Origin of the sequence: Streptomyces fildesensis, assembly GCF_016107395.1 — a bacterium.
GTDB lineage: Bacteria > Actinomycetota > Actinomycetes > Streptomycetales > Streptomycetaceae > Actinacidiphila > Actinacidiphila fildesensis.
Genome location: NZ_JAAIKO010000017.1, coordinates 80,953 through 100,460, shown reverse-complemented (window position 1 = coordinate 100,460; position 19,508 = coordinate 80,953). Strand labels below are relative to the sequence as shown.

The following is a 19,508-nucleotide window of genomic DNA, read 5'->3' as shown; positions in this document are numbered from 1 at the left end:
GGTGCCCATGGCCCTGTTCACCTGGATTCGGGCCGCGTGGCGAAGGGGGTGGCTGCCCGGCGCGGTGGTTCTCCTGCTCCTGCTCATCGTCGCGGTGCTCCAGCTGGACAGTGCTCTCGGGAGGATCGAGGCGCCCGGCTATCCGGCGGCCACCTTGGGCTCGCAATTCCGGATCGACACCCTGTCCGGAGACGTACGCAACGACCGGCGGACGGCCTGGTGCGTGTGGACCCAGGACATCCCGAACGCGGAGGACGCCGCCACCGCCCGCGCAGCGAACGGCGATCCGGGTCCGTTCGACCGGGTGAGCGAGTGCGTGAAGGCCTTCGAGAACGCCTCGGCGCACGACCACATCAAGGCGGGTCCCTTCGGTGCCAAGGCCCGGCTGCTGATGCGGACGTATGTCGTCCTGGACCTTTGCCTGGTTGCTCTGTACACGTTCTTGTTCGTCCGGGTCATGTCGTATCTGCGGCGGATCCCGCCCTCTGTCGCCGATGCGAACGTCTCGACGGCCACCGCACTGGAAAGGGCCACCGCCCGTCCATGGCTGTGGGTGCTGGTGGCGCTACTGGTGGGATCGGAACTCGTCGAGGACGCCTGTCAGTTCGCGCTGTCCCTCAAGTCGTTGACCCCATACCGTATCGATCTCCTCAACGACATCGCGGGCTTCGCGGCGATCGTCAAGTGGGCGGCCGTCTTCCTGGCGGTGCTGCTCCTGGCGATGTTGACCGTCCACAGCAGGGTCTGCCGGGGCTGGTATCGCTGGAAGGACGTGGTCCCGGTCCGCCTCCAGTTGGCCGTCACGGCCGTCCTGCTGATCCTGTTGACCGGGGCGGGCACCGACCAGGTGCAGGACGCCCTGCTCGGCCTGCTGGATCACTGTGGCACCGCGGTGTGGACTCCGGTGGCCGTACTCGTCTTCTCGCTGCTGCTCTGGCGCAGCGTGCACCGCACTGTCCTGACCGATGACGAGGGCCGGCCGCCCGTGCGCCAGCTGACCATCCTGGTCCTTGCCTTCGCCCTGGCCTGTCTGGGCTTGCTCCTGGGGGCGAGTTGGCACAGGCTGTGGGCCCCGGCAGCCCTGCTCGGGTTGGTCTTCGTCCTGTCTCTGCTGGCGGGTGCGAGGCTGCGGCGGCCCAGCGGCGGTGAGCCCGGGCTCACCGCCGCGAGAGCGGACGCGGACGACCGGGCCGGGATCCCCGAAGGCGAACGGCGGGACGCACTGCGGCGAACGGCCCGCCGCGTTGCTGCACTACCGTTCGTCGTTCTCGGGGTGTTCGCCGTTCGGGCGGCCGTGGCCACCGCGGTGGTCGGCCCGCGCCGCTCTGCCGCGATCGCGCTGATCGTGGTCGGCGCGGGGAGCGTCGTGCTCGGCATCGCGATGCCGAGCATCCTGAACGGGTTCGAGGGCGGAAACCAAGGCTGGGCCCAACCGCCTGACGCGGGCAACGGCCGGTCAGGACTGTACTTCCTGCTCGCTGGAGGGTGCGCGGTCTTCGCGGTGGTGTGCCTCTCCACGCTGACCTGGGGACGGAGCGGGTTCCTGCCCTCCCATGTCGGACCCCTCGCGGTCGTGACACTCTTCCTGAGTCTCGCGCTGGTCGTGCTGAACGAAATGCAGCGCTGGGCGGAGCTGAACACGCCGGTGGCCGGGTTCCGGGCCCTCGGCCTGTCCCGCACTCCGGCCTTCACCCTCCTCCTCGCCTGGTTCGTGCTCGCCGCAGTCCTCGACACGACGGGCAACCACGATGTGCGGGTGAGAGAAAGCAGGGCCCCGCTGGCCCCCTCGCGGGAATTGGCCGGACAGTTCGAGAAGTGGCTGGCCGCCAACTGCGCGAACGCCCCGCAGGCAGGCCGTCTGCCGCTGGTGGTCGTTGCCGCGTCCGGCGGCGGCATCCGCGCCGCGTACTGGACGAGCGGGGTTCTGGACAAGCTGTTCCCGCCGACGCCGGTCGAGCCGCCCAAGGGCTCCGGGTGCGCCCGGACGGACGGCCGCGCGCCGGTGTTCGCGGTCAGCGGCATCTCCGGCGGAAGCCTCGGCGCGGTCTCCTGGCTGTCCCGCCCCCGGAAGGCCGACCCCCACAGTCACGAGCGGGTCTTCGGCACCGACCACCTCTCCGGGGCGCTGGCCTGGATGACGTTCGTGGACCTGCCGCGCTCGTTCATCGGATTCCCCGGCAAGGACCGGGCTGCCGTGATGGAGGAGTCCTGGGAGCGCAGCCAGGGGGAGCTGGCAGGCTCCTTCTACGCCACCTGGCAGCAGCCGGGGACCGCCTGGACCCCGCTCGCCCTCCTCAACGGCACGGCCGTCGAGAGCGGTTGCCGGGTCCTCACGGCCCCCGTCCAGCTGGGGGCCTTCGACCGGCCGATCGGTCCGACCTCCTGCACCCGGCGCCCTGAGGAAACCAGCTCCAGCGACCTGAGTCCCGGCGAGCGGAACGATGGCGGGCCCACCCTCATCGATGTCCGAGGTGGATTCCTCTGCGCCCCGCAGGAGATCAACCGCTCCACCGCGGCGATGCTGTCGGCACGCTTTCCGTACATCACTCCTTCCGGCCGGCTCACCGCCGGAAAATGTGGGACGGATGCCTCGATGTCGGTGGTCGACGGCGGCTACGTGGAGGGCACCGGCAGCCTGACGGCCATCGACCTCCATCAGGAGCTCAAGGAGCTGGTGGACTGCGGCAACGCGATGGTGTACCACCAGAGGAAGCCCGCTGCCTGCCCGTTGAGCGCACCGCCGGCCCACAAGGTCAGGCTGGTGTTCGTACAGATCGACAACGGCTACAACAGCGTGGCCGCAACGGCGGCGCCCGGACGCCCCCATGAGTTGTCGGTCCCTGTCCAGAGCCTGCGGCAGGCCGCCGCCACCAAGGACGCGAACGCCCGCCAGCGTGTCTACGAGGCCTTCGGCTGCCGCAACTACCTGCGCTTCGCGAATGTCCGGGGCCCCGGAGCCCAGGCTCCGCTCGGATGGGTGATGTCCTTGACCGCCCGTGCGGACCTCGACCGGCAGCTGAAGACCGTGGCGGATTCCGGAGGGGGTGCGCACACGCTGGCGGGACGCCTCCGGGCAGCGGATGCCCGCTGCCCGGAGGGTGATTGAGAGGCGGCTTCGACGATGTCGCAGGGTCGCAGTGCCGGGCCGCGCGGTGGGAGCCGGTCAGGCGGGGACCAAGGCGGACCAGCGGATCCGGGTGGCGCACAGGGAGACCAGTGCCGCTGAGACCGCGATGGCGCCCATGCCCCACGTCAGACTGCTGCCGCTCGCGATGAAGCCGATCACGGGCGGTCCGGCCAGCAGGCCGATCGTCCCCATCGCGGCGACCAGGGCCAACGCGTCCGGCCCCTGCCGGGCCGCGGCGACGTAGACGCACGGTGTGACGGCCGCGACGCCCAGGCCCACGCAGGCGAACCCCAGGAGCGCGGGGAGCACACCGCCGGCCAGCAGGGCGACCGCCAGGCCGGCGCCCGCAAGTGCGCTGCCGGCCACGACGATCCGTCCGTCGCCCCAGCGGGCGCGCCAGCCGTCGGCGAAGATCCGGGCGAGCACCATCATTCCGGAGACCACGGCGATCCCCAGCGGTGTCACCTTCGGTCCCGCCTCGGCGATGTCCTTCAGGTAGAGGGAGGACCAGTCGTTCATCGCACCTTCGGTCACGGTGCCGAACACCATGGCGAGGCCCATCCAGATGGTCACCCGGGTCGGCAGGACCAGCCGGCGCTTCGGCTGCTCCTCTTGCTCCGACGCGGAGTCCGCCGCCTGCTCCGCCGCCTTCTCCGGCGTGGCGTCCGGCTGCTGGTCCTGCGGCAGCAGCCCGGACTGCGTCAGGCCCACCGCGAGCAGCAACAGCAGGGCGGCCGCCGTGAAGTGCACCGCCAAGGACGAGGTGAACAGGTTCACGCCGACGGCGAGCAGCGCCGCGGAGAGCGAGCCCGCGCTGAACGTGGCATGGAACCTGGCCATCACGGTCCGCCCGTACTGGACTTCGAGCGCGGCTCCCTGCGCGTTCATCGCGACGTTGAGGAAGCCCACCGCCACGCCGTCGAGGCAGATGACCAGCAGGGTGACCGGGTAGTTCGGCGTCACGGCCAGGACCAGCAGGATCAGGCCCAGGGCGAGGGCGGACAGCAGCGACACCAGCCGGGAGCCCAGCCGCTTCATCGCCGGCGGAACCAGCGGGAACGAGATCACCGCCCCCGCACCACCTGCCATCAGCAGCAGGCCGACCTGCGCCGCGCTCAGGTCGAGGTCCGTCTTCAGCGCGGGCAGCCGTGAGACCCAGGTGGCGTACTGGAACCCGAGAAAGAGGAACAGCGCCGCGATGGCCAACTGCGCTCTGCGGAAGGGGTCGTGCATGCGAATCATGAGTGAATCAGCCTACTTCGTCCGACGATGGTGATCCGCGCGGCGGATCCGCTGGGTACTTCTGTCCCGGTCCTGGGCGCGCTCTACAGCGCTTTGGACATGTAGACGGCCTCCGTGCCGTAGCTCTCGGGGAGGCCGACCTCCGCGTGGGCGGCGTAGCCGAGGCGACGCCAGAGGACATGGCTGCGCTGGACGGCCACCATGGAGATCCGGTCGAATCCCTGCGACCGCGCCTCCTGCTCGATCTGGCGCACGAAGTGCGGTGACAGGCCCCTGGCGCGGAGCGCCTCGGTGATCACGAAGTCGTGCGCGTGCAGATTCGCCGACTTGTGGTCGGATGCTTCTGCCGACGTGAGGTCCGGGCACTGGCCCGGCGGGTAGGGGAGGGCCAGCAGATAGCCCCCGAACTGCCCGTCGTGCTCCAGTACGAAGCAGGTGGCGGGTGATACGCGGCCCCTGGACCGCAGCACCTCCCGTCCTTCGGACAGACCGCTCTCGGCGTAGGCGCGCGCTTCCAGCGCCACGACCTCGTCCCAGTCGGTGTCTGCCAGCCGGCGGAGGCGGATGGTGTCGTCGGCCACTCGTCAGGCCCTTCCGATGGATGGACCGTTGGATGGAGCGATGGCCCTGCTCGCCGCCACCAGTGGACGCCACGCGTCGATCAACAGCGCGAAGTGCTCCATGTCGATCTGGGCCCGGTCGAGCAGGTCCTGCCGCAGCGGCATCAGATGATCGGCGAACTCGGCGTACCTGCCGCCGAGTTGACGGTAGCGGCGGTCGATGACATCCAGCCGCCGGATGTTCTCCGCACGGTCCTCGCTGGTGGATCGCCGCACGAAGCCGGCGATCGTGTCGGCCCGCACATGGTGCTGCGGGTCGAGCAGTGCCGGACCGGCTTCCTCGAGGTCGAAGTAGACGGGATGGAGGTAGAGCATCGACAGCAGGAACTTCACGAACCGCATCTGGTAGGCGGTGAATCCGCTGCCGGTCCGCCGCTCCGCGGTGTAGAAGTTGACGATGTGGCGGTTGTGCACGACCGCGGGCAGCGGGGCGTGGCGGACGACGTGCAGCAGGAAGTAGTCACTGCCGATGGTGTCGGTCGCGGGCGGCAGCGGGACGCGCTCGTACAGCTCGCGGTCGAAGCCGATGTTGCACATGTCCAACCGCCAGATGTCCGGGACGTCCAGCACCGACCGGTCGACGCTGAACGGCTCGGTGCCGGCGCCGATGAACGACTCCTGGACCAGGCCCTGAACCTCCTCCGCCGGCCACTCGGGCGGCGCCCACAGGCTGACCACGTCGTGGTAGATCCCGGGGTCGGCCTCCTTGATCTCGCTGACGTCGACCGACAGTTCGCCCACGAACGAGCCACCGACCATCGATACCGGCTTCCGGCCGTGCACCGGGTCCAGAGTGTTCTCGGTGACGCCGTCGGCCGCGTCGGTTCCCGTTCTCCCGAGTGAGAGCAGCTCGTGGTGGACCGGGAAGACCGGCTTGCCGTCCAGGGACTGGTAGCCGCTGTCCGAGTCCCGGCGGTGGATCGACTCGCAGCCGAGTGCGGCGGCGAGCAGGAAGGCCCGGTTGGTGCAGGCTCCGTAGGAGACGGCGTCCGGCAGCATCAGGTCGAGCAGCAGCTCGGGTTCGGCATGACCGGAGCGCTCGATCACCTCCCGCAGGAAGTCACGCTGCCGCCCCTCGTCGAGGTGGTGCACGATCACGTTCGGCACCGCGGGGAGCTCGTCGACGGCCTTGGCGTGATCGGCGAACGTCGAGACCTCGGAGGAGTCGAGGATCAGCAGGTGGACCTCGACGCCGAACTCCCCGGCGGCGTAGGCGGCCTCCTCGCCGACGTCGGCGATGGCCGGGGTGCAGGCCCGGTTGGTGGGAAGGGTCAGGCAGATCCTGCGCAGAGCGGTACGACGACTCACTGTGCGGACTCCGCTCCGTGCCGGGCGGTTCCGTGACCTGAGGTTCCGTGCCCTGAGGTTTCGCGATCTGACGTTGCGTGCCCGGAGGTTCCGTGCCAGGAGGTGAGGCCCAGCAGCTTCTCTCCGAGTTCGTTGAGTTCGGCGGCCTTGTACCGGAGCGACTCGTGCGTGACGGCGTCGCCGACCAGGGTTCCGTTCCAGTCCGGAGTGCTGAGGGTCTCCCAGGAGCTGATCCGGGAGCGGCGTATCTGCTCGCTCTCCTCCAGGGCGGGCATCATCGAGACGTACTGGACCGCCCGGACGCCGCGTTCTGAGGTGTTGCGGGCGACGCCGTGCGCCAGGGCGCCGTTCCAGATCAGCAGGTCGCCGACGGACAACTCCGGTCGGACCACGGGGTATTCGTCCCGGTCGACGGCGGGCCGGATCGGATCGCGGCCGGCCGGCTGGCCGAGCTTCCACTCGTCGAACCGGCGGAACAGCTCGGGGTTGCACTGGAAGCCGCCGTGGTCCGGCTGGGTGTCGGTGAGCGCGATGATGCCCTGGACCCGCTGCGGTATGACACCGAGCGTGCTGTCGATGTCCCAGTGGAGTTCGATGTCGAAGCCCTCTTCGGTGGGTTCGATGAGCGCGCGGTCGCGGTTCTTGATGTTGGGCGGGTTGAGGTTGAGACGGTCGAGGGTGACCCAGAGCTCCTCGCAGTCCCACACGTCGGCGAAGGCGTCGTAGACGCGCTGGGTCTGCCGGCTGTCCCAGATCAGCTGGTGGTGGTACGCCTCGACGAAGCCGTAGACGTGCAGATGGCGGTCCAGCTCGTCACGGTAGGGCCGCTGCTCGTACCAGCTGTCCGGACGGTGCGGGTCGAGGCCCTGGAAGTCCCAGGCGAAGTCCAGCAGGCGGCCGGCGGACTCGGCGGGGATCGCCTCCTTGACCACGACATACCCGTAGGTCCGCCAGAAGGCGAAGTCCGCTTCGGAGAGCACGCGCAGGGGCTGCTCCTTACGGAGGTCCCTGAGCGGGGTCGGCGCCAGGTACGTCTCACCGTCCGCACTGAAATACGGGCGGCGGGAGGCGGCTCGGTGAAGATGCTGATCGGGGGCGGGCATGTATGAACTCCAGAAACCGGGTGGGTCAGGTGGGTGTAGGGCACGCGCACTCCGCGCCGGTGACGGCGAACAGTGCGAGCGTGCCCGCGGGGGATCAGGCCGGCGGACTCGCCTCGTCGTCCGTCACCGCGGACTCGCCTCGTCATCCCTCGCCGCGGGTCTTTCGGGCTCACCGGACGTCCAACCGCACGGCAGCGGATCGAAGCCGTTGAACCCCTGGGTCATGTAACTGGTCGCGTAGGCGCCGCTGGAGAGGATCCACACCGGATCTCCGGAGGCGACCGCCCTCGGCACCTGGACACGACTGTGTTCCTGGGCGTAGGCGTCGTCGCTGTCACAGCTGGGGCCCGCGACGACGGCCGGAACGTACTCCCCGTCCGGGTGGGACGGAAAGACCAGCCGGTACTGCAGCTCGTCCATCTCGTAGAGGCCGTTGAACTTCCCGCAGTTCAGGTAGAGCCAGTACTCGCGGCCGCCGTCGAGCTGCCGGCGCGACGTCAGGCGCAGGACGTGCGCCTTGATCGCGCCCTGGTCGGCGACCAGGTAGCGGCCCGGCTCCATGACGAAGTCCAGCTCGGAGCCCGAGATCTCCCGCAGCCGCTGCATGCCCTCCCGGATCACCACGAACATCTTGTCCAGCGGCGGGTCGAGCGGGTTGCCCCGCCGGTCCAGATAGCCGAGGGCGGGCAGGCCGCCGCCGAGGTTGACGTGGTCCAGCACGATGCCGCTCTGCCGCAGGCTCACCAGCAGGTCGCCGAGGTGATCGAAGGCTTCCCGCCAGGCGCCGGACGTCATCTGCTGCGAGCCGACGTGCACCGACAGGCCGGCCGGCGTCAGGCCGGCCGCCCGCGCGGCTTCCAGGACGAGCACCGCATCGTCGGCTGAGCAACCGAACTTCCGGCTGAGCCCCCAGAGCGCACCCTCCCCGGTGGTGGCCAGCCGGCAGAACACCCGGGCGCCGGGAGCGTGGGCTGCGATTGCGGCAACGTCCTCCAGGCTGTCCGTGGCGAAGTCCCTGACACCCAGGCGGTACGCCTCCGCGATGTTCCGGTCGGACTTGACGGTGTTGCCGTAGTGGATCCGACCCGGCGGCAGGCCGGTCCTGACCGCCTGGGCGATCTCGTTGGGGCTCGCGGCGTCGAAGCCGGCACCCTGGGCCACCAGATGGGCCAACACCTCGTCGACGGGGCACGCCTTCATGGCGAACCGGATGTCGACACCCGGCAGTTCCTCGGTCAGGGACCTGTACCGCTCGCCGATCCCGGCGAGGTCGTAGATGATCCGGTCCTCGGACGCGGTGGCGAGGGCGGCACGCAGAGCTGCGCTGATCGGGGCCGGTCCCGTGCTGCTCATCGCTGCACCCGGCCGATGCCCGTGGCTCCGGTGCTCGTGGCTCCGGCCGTCCGGGCCGGTGGTCCAGCCCCTCGGATTCCGCTCGCCGCCAGGACGCGACATGCTCTCGTTCCCTGCGGAGGCAGACACCTGCGCAAGGTCCCGGACCGCCGCCTGGACGGCTTTCTTGGGGCAAGTGCGCGCGATGCCCTGCGGGAGGGGTGGAGGTGGTATCGGTCGGACTCGGTCATGCGGTCCTTCCAGGCTCGGATCTTCGGTGGCGGGGCGGATCGAGGGCACAGCGAATCCAGGATTGGCTGCCGACAGGCAGCTCGCTGCGGGCGTGTTGGTTTCACTACCTTCATGGGCCCGCGGAGCTCATGGCGGTCGGAGGGCGGCGGACCGCACCCCTCGCGAGGATGAACACGCGCACGGACCCTGGGCACAACATTGGACTAGACCAGCTTGGGGAGTCAACCCTTTCCAGTCGACAACTCGCCTCCACGGACGCCAATCCGCATTTAACTCGCGGGCGCTGGCCGAGACTTGACGCTGCGTTATGTCTGCTGGTCAGTCGGTTAGCACGATGGGTGTCATCCAGGCGTTACCGCCCCACCCGATCCTGCTGCGGATCGGTCGCCGCTTCGGGCGGGGTCGGCCGTGGACGGGCCGATCGGGACCGGTTCTCGCCGCACGGCTGAGCTCCTCCGACGCCGGCGGCGCGGCCGGCCAGGCAAGTCCGGAGATATTTCACCATGTCGCTTTGGTGCACCCCGCGAACCCCTAATGTCCTCAATGGAGCGGGAAGTGGAAAATTCCGCGAGGGGGCTGAGTGGACACGACCTTACTGATCACGCTGGGCGCCGGTGGCGGATCGCTGCGCGGCCTGGTCGACGCGTACAGCCAGACGATCGCCTGGCAGACCGCGCGCCGCGAGCAGCGCAAGGCCTCTTCCGAACTCAGCCCCGATCCGGTCCTCGACCCGACGCCCGAGGTCGTGCCACGCCCCCTGCCCCGTTTCGCCGAGTACTTCGACCCGGTGCCCGATGCGGTCGCGATCGCCTGTCACATGGTGCTGGGCGCCGCCTGCGCCGCGATGTTCGGGCTGACGGGGCAGATCACCGGCGCCTACGCGGCGGTCGCGGTCGGGCTCTCCGCCCCCGCCCTGCTGACGCAGTTGGGCCAGGTGCAGAGCGTCAACGACGCGGTCGCCGGGCCGCAGCGGACGGCCCTTGAGCCGGATCGTCCACAGCTGGCCGGTGTCCCGGACGAGGGACCGCGGCAGGAGCGCACTCCTTGACGGCCGAGGGAAGCAGGGGAAGTACCGGCAAGCGCACGGCCGCCGCCGTGTTGGGCCGGAACCACCGGGGCGCCGCCACGGCAGGGCCCCGGCCGCACGGCGGCTACAGCGTCGTCCGTCGTTGCGTCGCCGCGATCCTGGGGATGTCGCTGCCCCTTGCGGAACCCGCACGGCAGCTTCCTGCGCCAGCCGCGGTCCGGGGCCGGGGCCGGGTCCGGGTCGGGCCGGAGGCCACGGGCCGCGACATCTTGCCCACCGTGGTCCTGGCCCCGGGTCCCGCGCACAGGCGTCCCGGTCGTCGGTCCGTCGTCGTGATGCTGGCAAGTGTCGCCACCGCGGCCTGCGTCGCGGTCGGCTTGTCCCTGTCGCCCATCGGCGACTCCGCCCCCCGGGACCCCGAGGACTCCTACCGGCTTCACCAGCAGCTGCCGGCATCGATCCAGGCCAGAGGCTTCATCGTGGTCGGAGTGGATCCCGCACAGCCTCCGTTCGCCTTCACCTCGCAGGGCAGGCTCGTCGGCTTCGACACCGATCTCGCCCAGCTCCTCGGCGCGCAGCTCAGAGTGTCGTTCCGGTTCCTGCAGGCCCCTTCTGCCCAGCTGATCTCCGGGGTCACCGAGGGGCGATACGACGTCGTCATGACGAAGGGCGCCACTGAAGAGCGTCGCAAGTCCGTCACCTTCGTCAATTACCTCAGCTTCGGGTCGTCGATCAGTGTGCCCAAGGACAACCCCCGGAACGTCAGGTCACTCTCTACAGCGTGCGGCAATATTGCCGTCATCGGCGGCAGCACCGGCGCGGAACTCCTCCGGAACAACCGCCCGTCCTGCGCCACGCTCATGCAGTTCGCCGACGCCTCGGCGGCCCTGGCGGCTGTGCACGAAGGCAGGGCGGACGCCGCGATCACCGACTTCCCGTCGGCCGCCCACGCCGCCAAGGGCCCCGGCAGCACGACCGAGATCGCCGGCGAGCAGCTCGCCGTCGGCCCTGCCGGCATGGCGGTCCGACTGAGAGATACCGAGCTCAGCAACACTCTGCTGGACGCCCTTGTCGTCGTCTACAACAACGGGAGCTACTCCAGATTGCTCGAGAAATGGGGCTTGGAGGACGCTTTCCTGACCCCCACGCTGTAAGCCGTGCCGGCTGAATCCAGGAGACCCACGGGACGGCTCTGTCCGCCGACCTGTCGACCCGTCGGCCAGTCCTTCGTCAGGTGGAGCGGCTGCCGGGGATCTTCCACCACAGGAGCCAGGCGCCGGTGCCGTAGAGCAGCAGGTTGATCACCATCTCGCTCGGGACCTCGCTCAAGCCGGTTTCTGTCTCGCCGTGGAACAGCGCCGGCACGACAACTTGCTTGACGGCGAAGTAAAGGGCCAGATCGAACAGGACGAAGACCAGCCAGGCCACTGCCGGGTGCCACCGGGGCCGGGGCACCGCGTTGATGAGCGAGAACGCGCCGGTGATCGCCAGAACCGTGGGCAGGAACTCCGACGGCACCGTGTCGAGATAGTTCCACGGCAGTACGGAGCCGATGGCCCACAACAGCGCCATGCAGCCGATGAAACGCAGCACCACCGCCCCGAAGGGGCTGACCGCCGAGCCTGCCCGGGCCCCGGTCGGTGCTCCGGCGGCGGCCGTCGGCTGGAAGTGGAGGCCAGGGCCGGCGGGCCGCAAGGACTGGGCCGGCGGCCGGCCGCCGACCGACGGTGCGTGGGACGGCTGCGGAGGGAGCCACGCCCCGGCGGGCGCAGGCGCCGCCGAAGACACGACCGCGGTCGGTGTCGGTGTCGGGATCGGAGCAAGCACGGCTGCTCCCGTTCGTGCCACCTCGTCGAGCGCGGAAAGCGCCTGCTCGGCCGTGGGACGGCGGGCCGGGTCCTTCGTCATCAGCGCGGCAAGCAGCGGCTGCAGCGCGCCCGCTCGCACCGGCGGGCGCGGTTCCTTGGTGACGACGGCTATGACGAGCGCACTGAAGGTGTCCCCGTGGAACGCCGGCGCGCCCTCGACGGCGCTGTAGAGCGTCGCGCCCAGCGACCACAGGTCACCTGCGGGGGCCGGCGGCTTGCCTTCCAGTTGCTCGGGGGACATGTAGGCCGGGGTGCCGATGACCGCGCCGGTGCGGGTGAGGGCTGTGGTCGCGTCGGCCATGTGCGCGATGCCGAAGTCGGTGATGATCACCCTGTCGCCCATCAACAGAACGTTGTCCGGCTTGAGGTCACGATGGATGATGCCCGCCGCGTGGGCCAGTTGGAGCGCCTTCAGCATCGCCGCGCCGATCTCGGCGACCCGCTGAACCGGCAGCGCGCCGTCCTGGGCGATCAGCGCCCCCAGCGACGTACCGGTGACGAGTTCCATGACGATGACGGGCGCGCCCTCGTGCTCGACCACGTCGTGCACGGTGATGATCCCGGGGTGGTTGAGCCTCGCCGCGGCGCGCGCCTCGCGCGCCACGCGCTGGAGGAAGTGGTCGCGCTCCCCACTGGTGAGGCCCTGCGGGAGCAGCACCTCCTTCACTGCCACGTCCCGCTCGAGAGCCTTGTCCCGCCCCCGCCACACCCGGCCCATACCGCCCTGACCGATCAGCTCGACAAGCTGGTACCGGCCCCCGATCAGCGCCCCGCTCACTGCTTCCACGGGAAGCCACCCTAGCGGGATCCCCCACCGGGCAAAGGTGCTTTCGATCACCGCTGACGATGCCCCGGGCCCGGTGCTCGATACGCCCGCAGCAGTTGCGACGCACGGCTGAATCTCTGGTCCGCCAACTCCCCGGTGTTCTGGGAGTACGTGGACGAGGGTGAGAAGCGGGACGATGCCGCGACCGAGGGGATCGGCCTGTAAGCGGCCGGAGAAGCCCGGGCGGGATATCCCGCTCGCCTTGCTGTTGGCCGTCTGAGCATGCGGTACGACACAGGCGACCGCAGCCCAGGGGGCTGGGTGCGGTCGCCTTTCGACGGTACGGCCCTCAGCCCAGGACCCGCCAGGGCTCCCTGCCGTCCTTGTCGGGACCAGATCGTGCCACCGCTGCACGGTCGAACTGCTCGTACGCCTCCTGCAGATACTCGGCCGACAGATGGGATCCACCTGCCAGAGACTCGAAGCTCTGACCGTGGGCGAGCGCCTTCTCGACCGCTTCGTGCAGGTTGATCTGGGCACGCCGGTTGGCCTCGGCCAGGTTCGCGATCAGGTCCACCCAGCGGCCGTCGCGCAGGCTGGCGGCCGCATGGTCGGTGATCATGCCAGCGGCCATGGCCAGGTCGGCATCCAGCAACTTCAGGTCCTCGGGAAGGGGCTTCTTCTTGCCGGAAGTCTTGGTGAGCCACCGCTCTTGGCGACCGGTCATCTCGGCTGTGTGGTCGAGTTGGCTGCGGCGTAGGTGCACCTCGGCCAAGCCGTCCGGGAGCGAAAGGACACGTCGGTCGTGCCGAAATGGTGGCTCCAGCCTGCCGCTGCCAGCCGTGTGCCCACATCGAGCGCGGCCAGCGTGCTGTTGCCGTAGTAGAGGTAGGCGTCGGGCCCCTCGGTGTAGGCGGCGGCGAGCGCGGTGGTGAACCCGGCGACGATCTCGGTCGGGGTGCTGTCCTGGTAGGTGACCAACCAGCGCGGCATCGCGAAGGGATCAGAGAACGCCGTGATCTTCCACAGGGCGTCATCATCGCCTTCGGGCAGGTAACTCAGGCGGACGGTTTGGTCCGGGGCGTTGACATACACGTTGCCCAGATCATCGTGATTCAGCTTCCAACCCAGGTCGAGCAGGGGCCGCAAGGCGGGACCACCAGTGAACGTCGATCCGGCGAGGTAGCGGGGGGTGACGTGGTACTCGCGCCACCGCTCAGAGTCCTGCTGATCGGACATGACATCTCCGTAAAGGACGTGGTCAGTGGCGGCGTGACGGTGCGGGCAGGGGCAGACTCGCGGCGGCGGCCGATGCTGCGAGTTCGGCCACACGGGGCCCTGGGGCGTTCGGGGTGCGAGCTAGGTGTGCAACTGCCGGAGCTTGGTTACACCGGGGCCTGAGTCTTCTGCTTGAGGCGTTCGTAGGGTGTCTGGCCGCCGAGGGCGCCGTGGGGGCGGTGGTAGTTGTAGTAGTCCTCCCGCTCTCGCAGCTTGTCGTTGAAGACGCCTGTGTCGTCGATGACGACGCCGTCGAGCATTCGGTAGAACTCCTCGGCGTCGATGCGGTGGGAGCGTTCGACCTTGCCGTTGAGGTGGGGTGATGCGGGTTTGATGTAGCTGTGGGCGATGCCTTTATCGAGGGCGTTCCAGTGGAAGGCGGACTGGAACTCTGCGCCGTTGTCGGTCTGGATGACCTCGACGCGGAACGGCAGGCGCTCGAGGACGTAGTCGAGGAACTGGACGGCGGTCTTCTGGTCGCACCGTGGGTAGATACGCAGGACCCGCAGCCGGGTGCAGTCATCGATGGCGGTGAACTGGTAGAACTTCGCCCGGCGCCGCCGTTTCGGAAGAGTCCCGGTTACCGGCGCTGTGGCCGGGGCCTGCTCAGGGAGGCCGAGCGGTTCGATGAACTTCACGTCGATCTGGACTCGGTTGCCGGGTAGCTGCTTCGCGTATCGGGTGTAGCGCTTGTCGTGCCGTTTGTAGCGTTGGGAGGCCGGCAGCCGGCTCATCCCGAGCTTCTTGAGGATGCGGTAGACGGCTGAGCAGGCGATATCGACGTCGTGGTAGCGCTTGAGGTACATCTTGATCTTCATCGGACCGAAGTGGTAATGCTGCCGCAAGTAGACGATCTTGTTGACGACGTCGGCCTCGGTGGCGTGAGGGCAGTGGTGCGGTTTGCTGGAGCGGTCGCGCAGGCCGTTGAGACCTTCGTCCTGGTAGCGGCGCTGCCACTTGTAGAAGCAGGAGCGGCTGATGCCGTAGTAGCGGCAGGTCAGCGCAACGTTTCCTGTGACTTCTTCGGCGTGTCGCAGGACCGCCAGGCGGTGCTGAGCTTGGCGGTCCTGCTGCTGTTGCGGTGAAGGGGGCATGGCAGATCTCCGTCAAGGTCGGAGACCCATGTGTAACCAACGTCCGGCAGTTTTATAGCTAGGGCGGATGACCGGCGCGGGTCGGGTGCCTCTTCGACGGGTTGGACATCGACGCACGGCAGGTGCCGTTCGGGGATCTCACCCCTGGTGCGTTCGACCGGGTCTGCGCTGGTGAGGGCCACTACGGCTGCCCGCACCAGGTGCAGGGGGGGTGGCGCTGGTGAAGCTGGCATGCCAGCTCTCAGGGTTTGCCTGGTCGAGGCCGCCGTACATCGCCCACTGGGCAGGTTCGGCTCCTTCGAGCTCGGCGTATGCGTCGAGGTGGTTCTTGCGCAGGACGAAGGCCGCGTGTTCGTCCGGGAGGTCTGGTACAGGTGCCGGGCGGCGTCTGTGGTCTCCCATCCACGGACGGCCAGCACGCGGGCGGGGCTGTTCGGGGACTGGTAGTGAGTGCCGCCGGACAGGAAGTCCCGATGACGACTGGGCAGTCCCTTGGCGAGGGCGGTAGCGAAGGCGGCAGTGATCTCGGCTGGGGTATTGCGGCTGAAGGTTGCTGACCAGAGCGGCATGCCGAACGGCTCGCGGTACTTCACGGCCTTCCACTCGCGATAACTGCCCTCCGGCAGGCGGGCGATCTGGGCGTGCTGGCGTGGGCTGGTGAACATTCGGCCGCTGTCGGTGGCTGCTGTGGCCCAACGGTGCGCGGACAAGGTCTCGTAGATCTGTGCGGTGTCCCCGCGACCGGCGAGGTAGACGGGGCAGACCCGCAGAACGGCGTCGGGCGCGAGATCGCCCAGAGCGGACGCGGCCGTGGCACCCAACTCGCCGAGAAGGGTGCTCGGGTCCAGACCATCATGAAGGTCCTCGGCCACAAGAGCCCCGGCATGTCGATGACCTACACGCACATCTCCGACCCCACCGTCCTGGCCGACTACCAGGCCGTGCTCCAGCCCGGCGCCACCATCGCCGGCCCCCTCGCCGACACCCTGCGTTCCGGGCAACTCGACCAGGACGCGCTGGACTGGCTCAAGACCAACTTTTACAAGACTGAACTCGAGCTTGGACGCTGCCTTCGCTTGCCCCAGGAGGGCCCTTGCGAGTGCGACCTCTACCTCAGCTGCGCGAAGTTCGTCACCACACCCCAGTATGCGACACGCCTGCGTGAACGCCTCTGCGTCGAGCGGCAACTGATCACGGACGCAACGGACCGCGGATGGGAGCGGGAGATTGATCGCCACCAGCGCGTCGCCGACCGCATCACCAGCCTCCTCGACGACCTCGGCGAACCACACGACTGACCAGTGCGACTGAGAAAAACACTGGTCGAGCGGCTTCGCCCAGGACAGGATGCGGCTATGCGTTACCCCAACGAGGACCCCGAGCTGCTCGCTCTTGTCCACCGCTACGTCAGGCCAAACCGGCGCTACCTCAAACTCGGCGGCCCTCTCACGCGCATGACCGAGCCTGAACGCACCAAGTTCACACGGGAGCTCGGCGAAGCCGCCGGCGATATCACGCCCCGCGAGCTGACCATCCTGCTTGAAGGCACGTGGCGCGAACGCAAAACCGCCGCCTGGCTCATCGCCGTCGCCCGCAGAACTGAGTTCCGCGAACGCCTCGGCGAAATGCTGCTCGCCAGCGAGGTCTGCTTCGCAGGCTCGGCCTACTGCGTCACCTTCGCCACGTTCGCGACTCCCGCCGACGCGGATCTGCTGGCTGCCTACCTCGATCGCTACCTGCGACGCCCCGACCTCTACTACGACCAGCCGACCGCCATGGGCGCGCTCCTCCACCTCGACGCCAAGCTCCGTGCCGACCAAGCAGCCCGGTTCCTGACCGCGGACGGCCTCTGGCATCAGTGGATCGACGGACCGCCCCGCAAGGAGCACCACGGCACGCCAGATAGCTATCGCGAGAACATCAGCCAGCTCTGCGTCTTCGCCGATGAGAGCGCCGAGCACCGCCTGGAAAGGAACCGATGACGTCGTCCTCAGAGGGATGACACCTGATCGAGGGAACCCACCGCCCCACAACTCAAGGTTGTGCCGTCGATGACACCGCTGGCGAGGTCGGCCAGGAGCTGGCGGAACTGGGGGCGAATGACGATCCAGTCGATCGTGCCGTCCTCCCGCACGACCTTGCGCTTCTTGAAGGCCGAGGTGTCGTTCTCCTTGTAGACCTTCGCGAATTTCCCCCAACGCAGATGGCCGCGTGTGTCGGCGGCGTCCTCGCTCTGGCGGTCGACGCCCGCCTCCAGGCCGAACCGGTCCGAGGAGATGCGAAGGTACGCGCCGGGGCGCTTGGGCACGTACGCGGACAACTGGTCGTACAGGTTGAGGGTGACGCTACCCTTGCAGGCCTGCGAGGGAATCTCGAAGTCGTCCCAGGGGAACAATGTGGATATAGCGGTTCGGCTCCGGGTGCTCGTGTCGTTCCGACACCGGGCACTTTCCGTCGAACACAGGGGCTTGGCCGCGCCGTGATCCAGGGTTGAGGTTCACGGCTGCGTTGTATGGATACTGGCTGGCATGCGCATCGACCTTGATCCTGCAGTCGTGGACCGGACCGCCTTCTACAAGCTCCTGACCTCGGTGGTTGTGCCTCGGCCGATCGCTTGGGTGTCGACCGTCAGCCCGGACGGCCTGACCGACAATCTCGCGCCGCACAGCTTCTTCACCGTGGCCTGTGTCAGTCCGCCGATCGTGCAGTTCACGTCGGTCGGGCGGAAGGACTCGTTGCGCAATATCGAGGGGACGGGGGAGTTCGTTGTGAACTTTGCGCCGGAGCATCTCTTCGAGCAGATCAATGCGACGGCGACGGACTTTCCGGCCGGGGTGAGTGAGTTCGATGCGGTGGGGATCGCTCGGGAGCCGAGTCTGCGGGTGAAGCCGCCGCGGGTGGCGGCGTCGCCGGTGGCGTTGGAGTGCGAGATGCACAGCATGCTGCGGATGGGGGACTCGACGGTGGTGTTCGGGCGGGTCGTGCATGCGGCGGTGTCCGAGGCGGTGCTGGTCGACGGTCATCCTGAGGTGCGGAAGCTGCAGCCGTTGTCGCGGTTGGGGAAGGACGAGTGGGGTGCGCTCGGGGAGATCCTGGAGATCTCCCGGATCCGGTTCGAGGACTGGCCAGGTGCCTGCGGCTGAGCGTGCGTCACATGGATCGCCCGTAGCCCGGTTGGGCTGACGCGGTTGCCTCCCATGGGTGACTGCTGTCGCAGATCCCACAGATGCGTGGTGGGATCAAACGACAGTCGGATTTCCTGATGATGGAGTCGCGTCGATGACGATCCGCACACGACACGGGGCACTGGCCATGGCCGCCGCTCTGCTCGGAACCGTTGCTGTCAGTGCCTGTGGCGGTGCTGCCGGGCCGCAGGCCGGGCCGGTATCGAAGGGGGATGTCGGGCAGGCGGGCTCGTCCGGTGCCGCGTCGCAGCTCAAGGGGTTCACGCTTGTCGCCTCCGGGGACGTCCTGCCCCATGCGGTGATCATCCGTCAGGCGCAGAAGGATGCCGGAGGACACGGCTACGACTTCCACAAGATGCTCGCGGGCGTGAAGCCGGTGGTCAGCACGGCAGATTTGGCGGTCTGTCATATGGAGACCGTGTACGGCGGGAAGGACGGTCCCTTCACCGGCTATCCGACGTTCAAGTCGCCGCCGCAGGTCGCCCAGGCGCTCAAGGACACCGGGTACGACTCCTGCTCCACGGCCTCCAACCACACGCTGGACGACGGTGCGGACGGGGTCCGGCACGCCGGATCGGCCCGTACCGCCGCCGAGGCCGGCAAGCCGGCGCTGCTGAAGGCGGGGAGTGCCACCGTCGCGCAGCTCGCCTATACCTACGACACCAACGGGTTCCCGCAGCCCGAGGGTCACCCGTGGGCGGTCAATCTCATCGATCCCGACCGGATCATCGCCGACGCGCGGGCCGCCCGGAAGGCCGGGGCGGACGTGGTGCTGGTGAGTCTGCACTGGGGAACCGAGTGGCAGGACGATCCGGACGAGATGCAGCTGACCGTCGCCAAGCAGCTCACCGCGGCGCGGACCGGCGGGCGCCCGGACATCGATCTGATCCTGGGCACCCATGCCCACATTCCGCAGGCGTACGAGAAGGTCAACGGCACCTGGGTCGTCTACGGGATGGGCGACCAGGTCGCCGGGGAGATGTTCAACTACGACGACAAGCAGGACCCGCGCGGCAACATGGGGTCCATCGCCCGGTTCACCTTCGCCCCGCCCGCGACGGCCGGACAGCGGTGGACCGTGCGCAAGGCAGAGTTCATTCCGCAACTGATGGACCTCGGAGCGCCGTACCGCGTCGTGACCCTCAATGACGTGCTGCGCCAGAACCCGCACCGCGCCGACTACCTCAGGGCTCGTGATCACATCCGCACCATGGTCCTGAGCCGTGGCGGTGCCGCCGCCGGGCTCACCATGGTCCCCTGACTGCGTCTCGGGAGTCTGGGGCCAGTAGCCAGTAGCCAATAGCCA

The 19,508-nt window shown here is 68.6% G+C and carries 18 protein-coding genes; 7 read left to right on the top strand and 11 right to left on the bottom strand.

Features of this window, described 5'->3' with window-relative positions:
- Positions 1-7 precede the first annotated feature (7 nt).
- Positions 8-3,106, top strand: a complete 3,099-nt coding sequence (locus C6N31_RS22685) for a hypothetical protein (protein ID WP_138355487.1) — start codon at positions 8-10, stop codon at positions 3,104-3,106.
- Between the two features lie 57 nt (positions 3,107-3,163).
- Here the strand turns inward: C6N31_RS22685 and C6N31_RS22680 are convergent, their stop codons facing one another.
- The 5 genes from C6N31_RS22680 to C6N31_RS22660 form a co-directional block, all read right to left on the bottom strand.
- A complete protein-coding gene (locus C6N31_RS22680; protein ID WP_138355486.1) occupies positions 3,164-4,369 on the bottom strand; it encodes an MFS transporter in 1,206 nt (401 codons plus the stop codon).
- Between the two features lie 83 nt (positions 4,370-4,452).
- Positions 4,453-4,950, bottom strand: coding sequence for a GNAT family N-acetyltransferase (locus tag C6N31_RS22675; protein WP_138355485.1), 498 nt, complete (start codon positions 4,948-4,950; stop codon positions 4,453-4,455).
- Positions 4,951-4,953: 3 nt separating this feature from the next.
- Entirely contained in the window at positions 4,954-6,279 is a 1,326-nt protein-coding gene (locus C6N31_RS22670) for a DUF6271 family protein (RefSeq protein WP_138355522.1), read from the bottom strand.
- 14 nt (positions 6,280-6,293) lie between these two features.
- Positions 6,294-7,400, bottom strand: a complete 1,107-nt coding sequence (locus tag C6N31_RS22665; RefSeq protein WP_138355484.1) for a phytanoyl-CoA dioxygenase family protein — start codon at positions 7,398-7,400, stop codon at positions 6,294-6,296.
- Positions 7,401-7,523: 123 nt separating this feature from the next.
- A complete protein-coding gene (locus C6N31_RS22660) occupies positions 7,524-8,753 on the bottom strand; it encodes a type III PLP-dependent enzyme domain-containing protein (RefSeq protein ID WP_138355483.1) in 1,230 nt (409 codons plus the stop codon).
- A gap of 811 nt (positions 8,754-9,564) precedes the next feature.
- Here C6N31_RS22660 and C6N31_RS22655 point away from each other — a divergent pair.
- Both C6N31_RS22655 and C6N31_RS22650 read left to right on the top strand, forming a co-directional pair.
- Positions 9,565-10,032, top strand: a complete 468-nt coding sequence (locus C6N31_RS22655; RefSeq protein WP_138355482.1) for a hypothetical protein — start codon at positions 9,565-9,567, stop codon at positions 10,030-10,032.
- 314 nt (positions 10,033-10,346) lie between these two features.
- Positions 10,347-11,165 carry a substrate-binding periplasmic protein gene (locus tag C6N31_RS22650; protein WP_187144762.1) on the top strand — a complete coding sequence of 273 codons (819 nt, stop codon included), beginning with the start codon at positions 10,347-10,349 and terminating at the stop codon, positions 11,163-11,165.
- Positions 11,166-11,241: 76 nt separating this feature from the next.
- Here the strand turns inward: C6N31_RS22650 and C6N31_RS22645 are convergent, their stop codons facing one another.
- From C6N31_RS22645 to C6N31_RS22625, 5 genes are all read right to left on the bottom strand, one after another.
- Complete coding sequence (locus C6N31_RS22645; RefSeq protein ID WP_198358054.1) at positions 11,242-12,666, bottom strand: serine/threonine-protein kinase; 1,425 nt, start codon at positions 12,664-12,666, stop codon at positions 11,242-11,244.
- 328 nt (positions 12,667-12,994) lie between these two features.
- Positions 12,995-13,372 (bottom strand): hypothetical protein, encoded by a 378-nt coding sequence (locus C6N31_RS22640; protein ID WP_138355479.1) that lies wholly within the window; start codon positions 13,370-13,372, stop codon positions 12,995-12,997.
- Complete coding sequence (locus C6N31_RS22635; protein WP_138355478.1) at positions 13,369-13,884, bottom strand: SPDY domain-containing protein; 516 nt, start codon at positions 13,882-13,884, stop codon at positions 13,369-13,371. The genes C6N31_RS22640 and C6N31_RS22635 overlap by 4 nt, the downstream gene beginning before the upstream one ends.
- Positions 13,885-14,030: 146 nt before the next feature.
- Positions 14,031-15,017: an IS481 family transposase gene (locus C6N31_RS22630; RefSeq protein WP_198358053.1), complete on the bottom strand. Its 987-nt coding sequence runs from the start codon at positions 15,015-15,017 to the stop codon at positions 14,031-14,033.
- On the bottom strand, positions 14,921-15,889 hold the full coding sequence (locus C6N31_RS22625; protein WP_198358052.1) for an SPDY domain-containing protein: 969 nt from the start codon (positions 15,887-15,889) through the stop codon (positions 14,921-14,923). The genes C6N31_RS22630 and C6N31_RS22625 overlap by 97 nt, the downstream gene beginning before the upstream one ends.
- Positions 15,890-15,901: 12 nt before the next feature.
- Here C6N31_RS22625 and C6N31_RS22620 point away from each other — a divergent pair, with 12 nt between their 5' ends.
- Positions 15,902-16,315, top strand: a complete 414-nt coding sequence (locus tag C6N31_RS22620; protein WP_138355475.1) for a hypothetical protein — start codon at positions 15,902-15,904, stop codon at positions 16,313-16,315.
- A 57-nt stretch (positions 16,316-16,372) separates the two neighbouring features.
- A complete protein-coding gene (locus C6N31_RS22615; protein ID WP_138355474.1) occupies positions 16,373-16,999 on the top strand; it encodes a DUF6000 family protein in 627 nt (208 codons plus the stop codon).
- A gap of 8 nt (positions 17,000-17,007) precedes the next feature.
- Here C6N31_RS22615 and C6N31_RS22610 read toward each other — a convergent pair whose 3' ends face one another.
- Entirely contained in the window at positions 17,008-17,412 is a 405-nt protein-coding gene (locus C6N31_RS22610) for a recombinase family protein (RefSeq protein ID WP_138355473.1), read from the bottom strand.
- Positions 17,413-17,545: 133 nt separating this feature from the next.
- Here C6N31_RS22610 and C6N31_RS22605 point away from each other — a divergent pair, with 133 nt between their 5' ends.
- Positions 17,546-18,160: a flavin reductase family protein gene (locus C6N31_RS22605; protein WP_198358051.1), complete on the top strand. Its 615-nt coding sequence runs from the start codon at positions 17,546-17,548 to the stop codon at positions 18,158-18,160.
- Between the two features lie 136 nt (positions 18,161-18,296).
- Positions 18,297-19,463 (top strand): CapA family protein, encoded by a 1,167-nt coding sequence (locus C6N31_RS22600; RefSeq protein WP_198358050.1) that lies wholly within the window; start codon positions 18,297-18,299, stop codon positions 19,461-19,463.
- Positions 19,464-19,508: the final 45 nt, after the last annotated feature.

Coding starts and splice junctions, on each gene's coding strand:
- C6N31_RS22685 (WP_138355487.1), top strand. CDS start 8: ATGGCCCTGTTCACCTGGATTCGGGCCGCGTGGCGAAGGGGGTGGCTG.
- C6N31_RS22680 (WP_138355486.1), bottom strand. CDS start 4,369: ATGATTCGCATGCACGACCCCTTCCGCAGAGCGCAGTTGGCCATCGCG.
- C6N31_RS22665 (WP_138355484.1), bottom strand. CDS start 7,400: ATGCCCGCCCCCGATCAGCATCTTCACCGAGCCGCCTCCCGCCGCCCG.
- C6N31_RS22660 (WP_138355483.1), bottom strand. CDS start 8,753: ATGAGCAGCACGGGACCGGCCCCGATCAGCGCAGCTCTGCGTGCCGCC.
- C6N31_RS22650 (WP_187144762.1), top strand. CDS start 10,347: ATGCTGGCAAGTGTCGCCACCGCGGCCTGCGTCGCGGTCGGCTTGTCC.
- C6N31_RS22640 (WP_138355479.1), bottom strand. CDS start 13,372: ATGACCGGTCGCCAAGAGCGGTGGCTCACCAAGACTTCCGGCAAGAAG.
- C6N31_RS22635 (WP_138355478.1), bottom strand. CDS start 13,884: ATGTCCGATCAGCAGGACTCTGAGCGGTGGCGCGAGTACCACGTCACC.
- C6N31_RS22630 (WP_198358053.1), bottom strand. CDS start 15,017: ATGCCCCCTTCACCGCAACAGCAGCAGGACCGCCAAGCTCAGCACCGC.
- C6N31_RS22620 (WP_138355475.1), top strand. CDS start 15,902: ATGTCGATGACCTACACGCACATCTCCGACCCCACCGTCCTGGCCGAC.
- C6N31_RS22615 (WP_138355474.1), top strand. CDS start 16,373: ATGCGTTACCCCAACGAGGACCCCGAGCTGCTCGCTCTTGTCCACCGC.
- C6N31_RS22605 (WP_198358051.1), top strand. CDS start 17,546: ATGCGCATCGACCTTGATCCTGCAGTCGTGGACCGGACCGCCTTCTAC.
- C6N31_RS22600 (WP_198358050.1), top strand. CDS start 18,297: ATGACGATCCGCACACGACACGGGGCACTGGCCATGGCCGCCGCTCTG.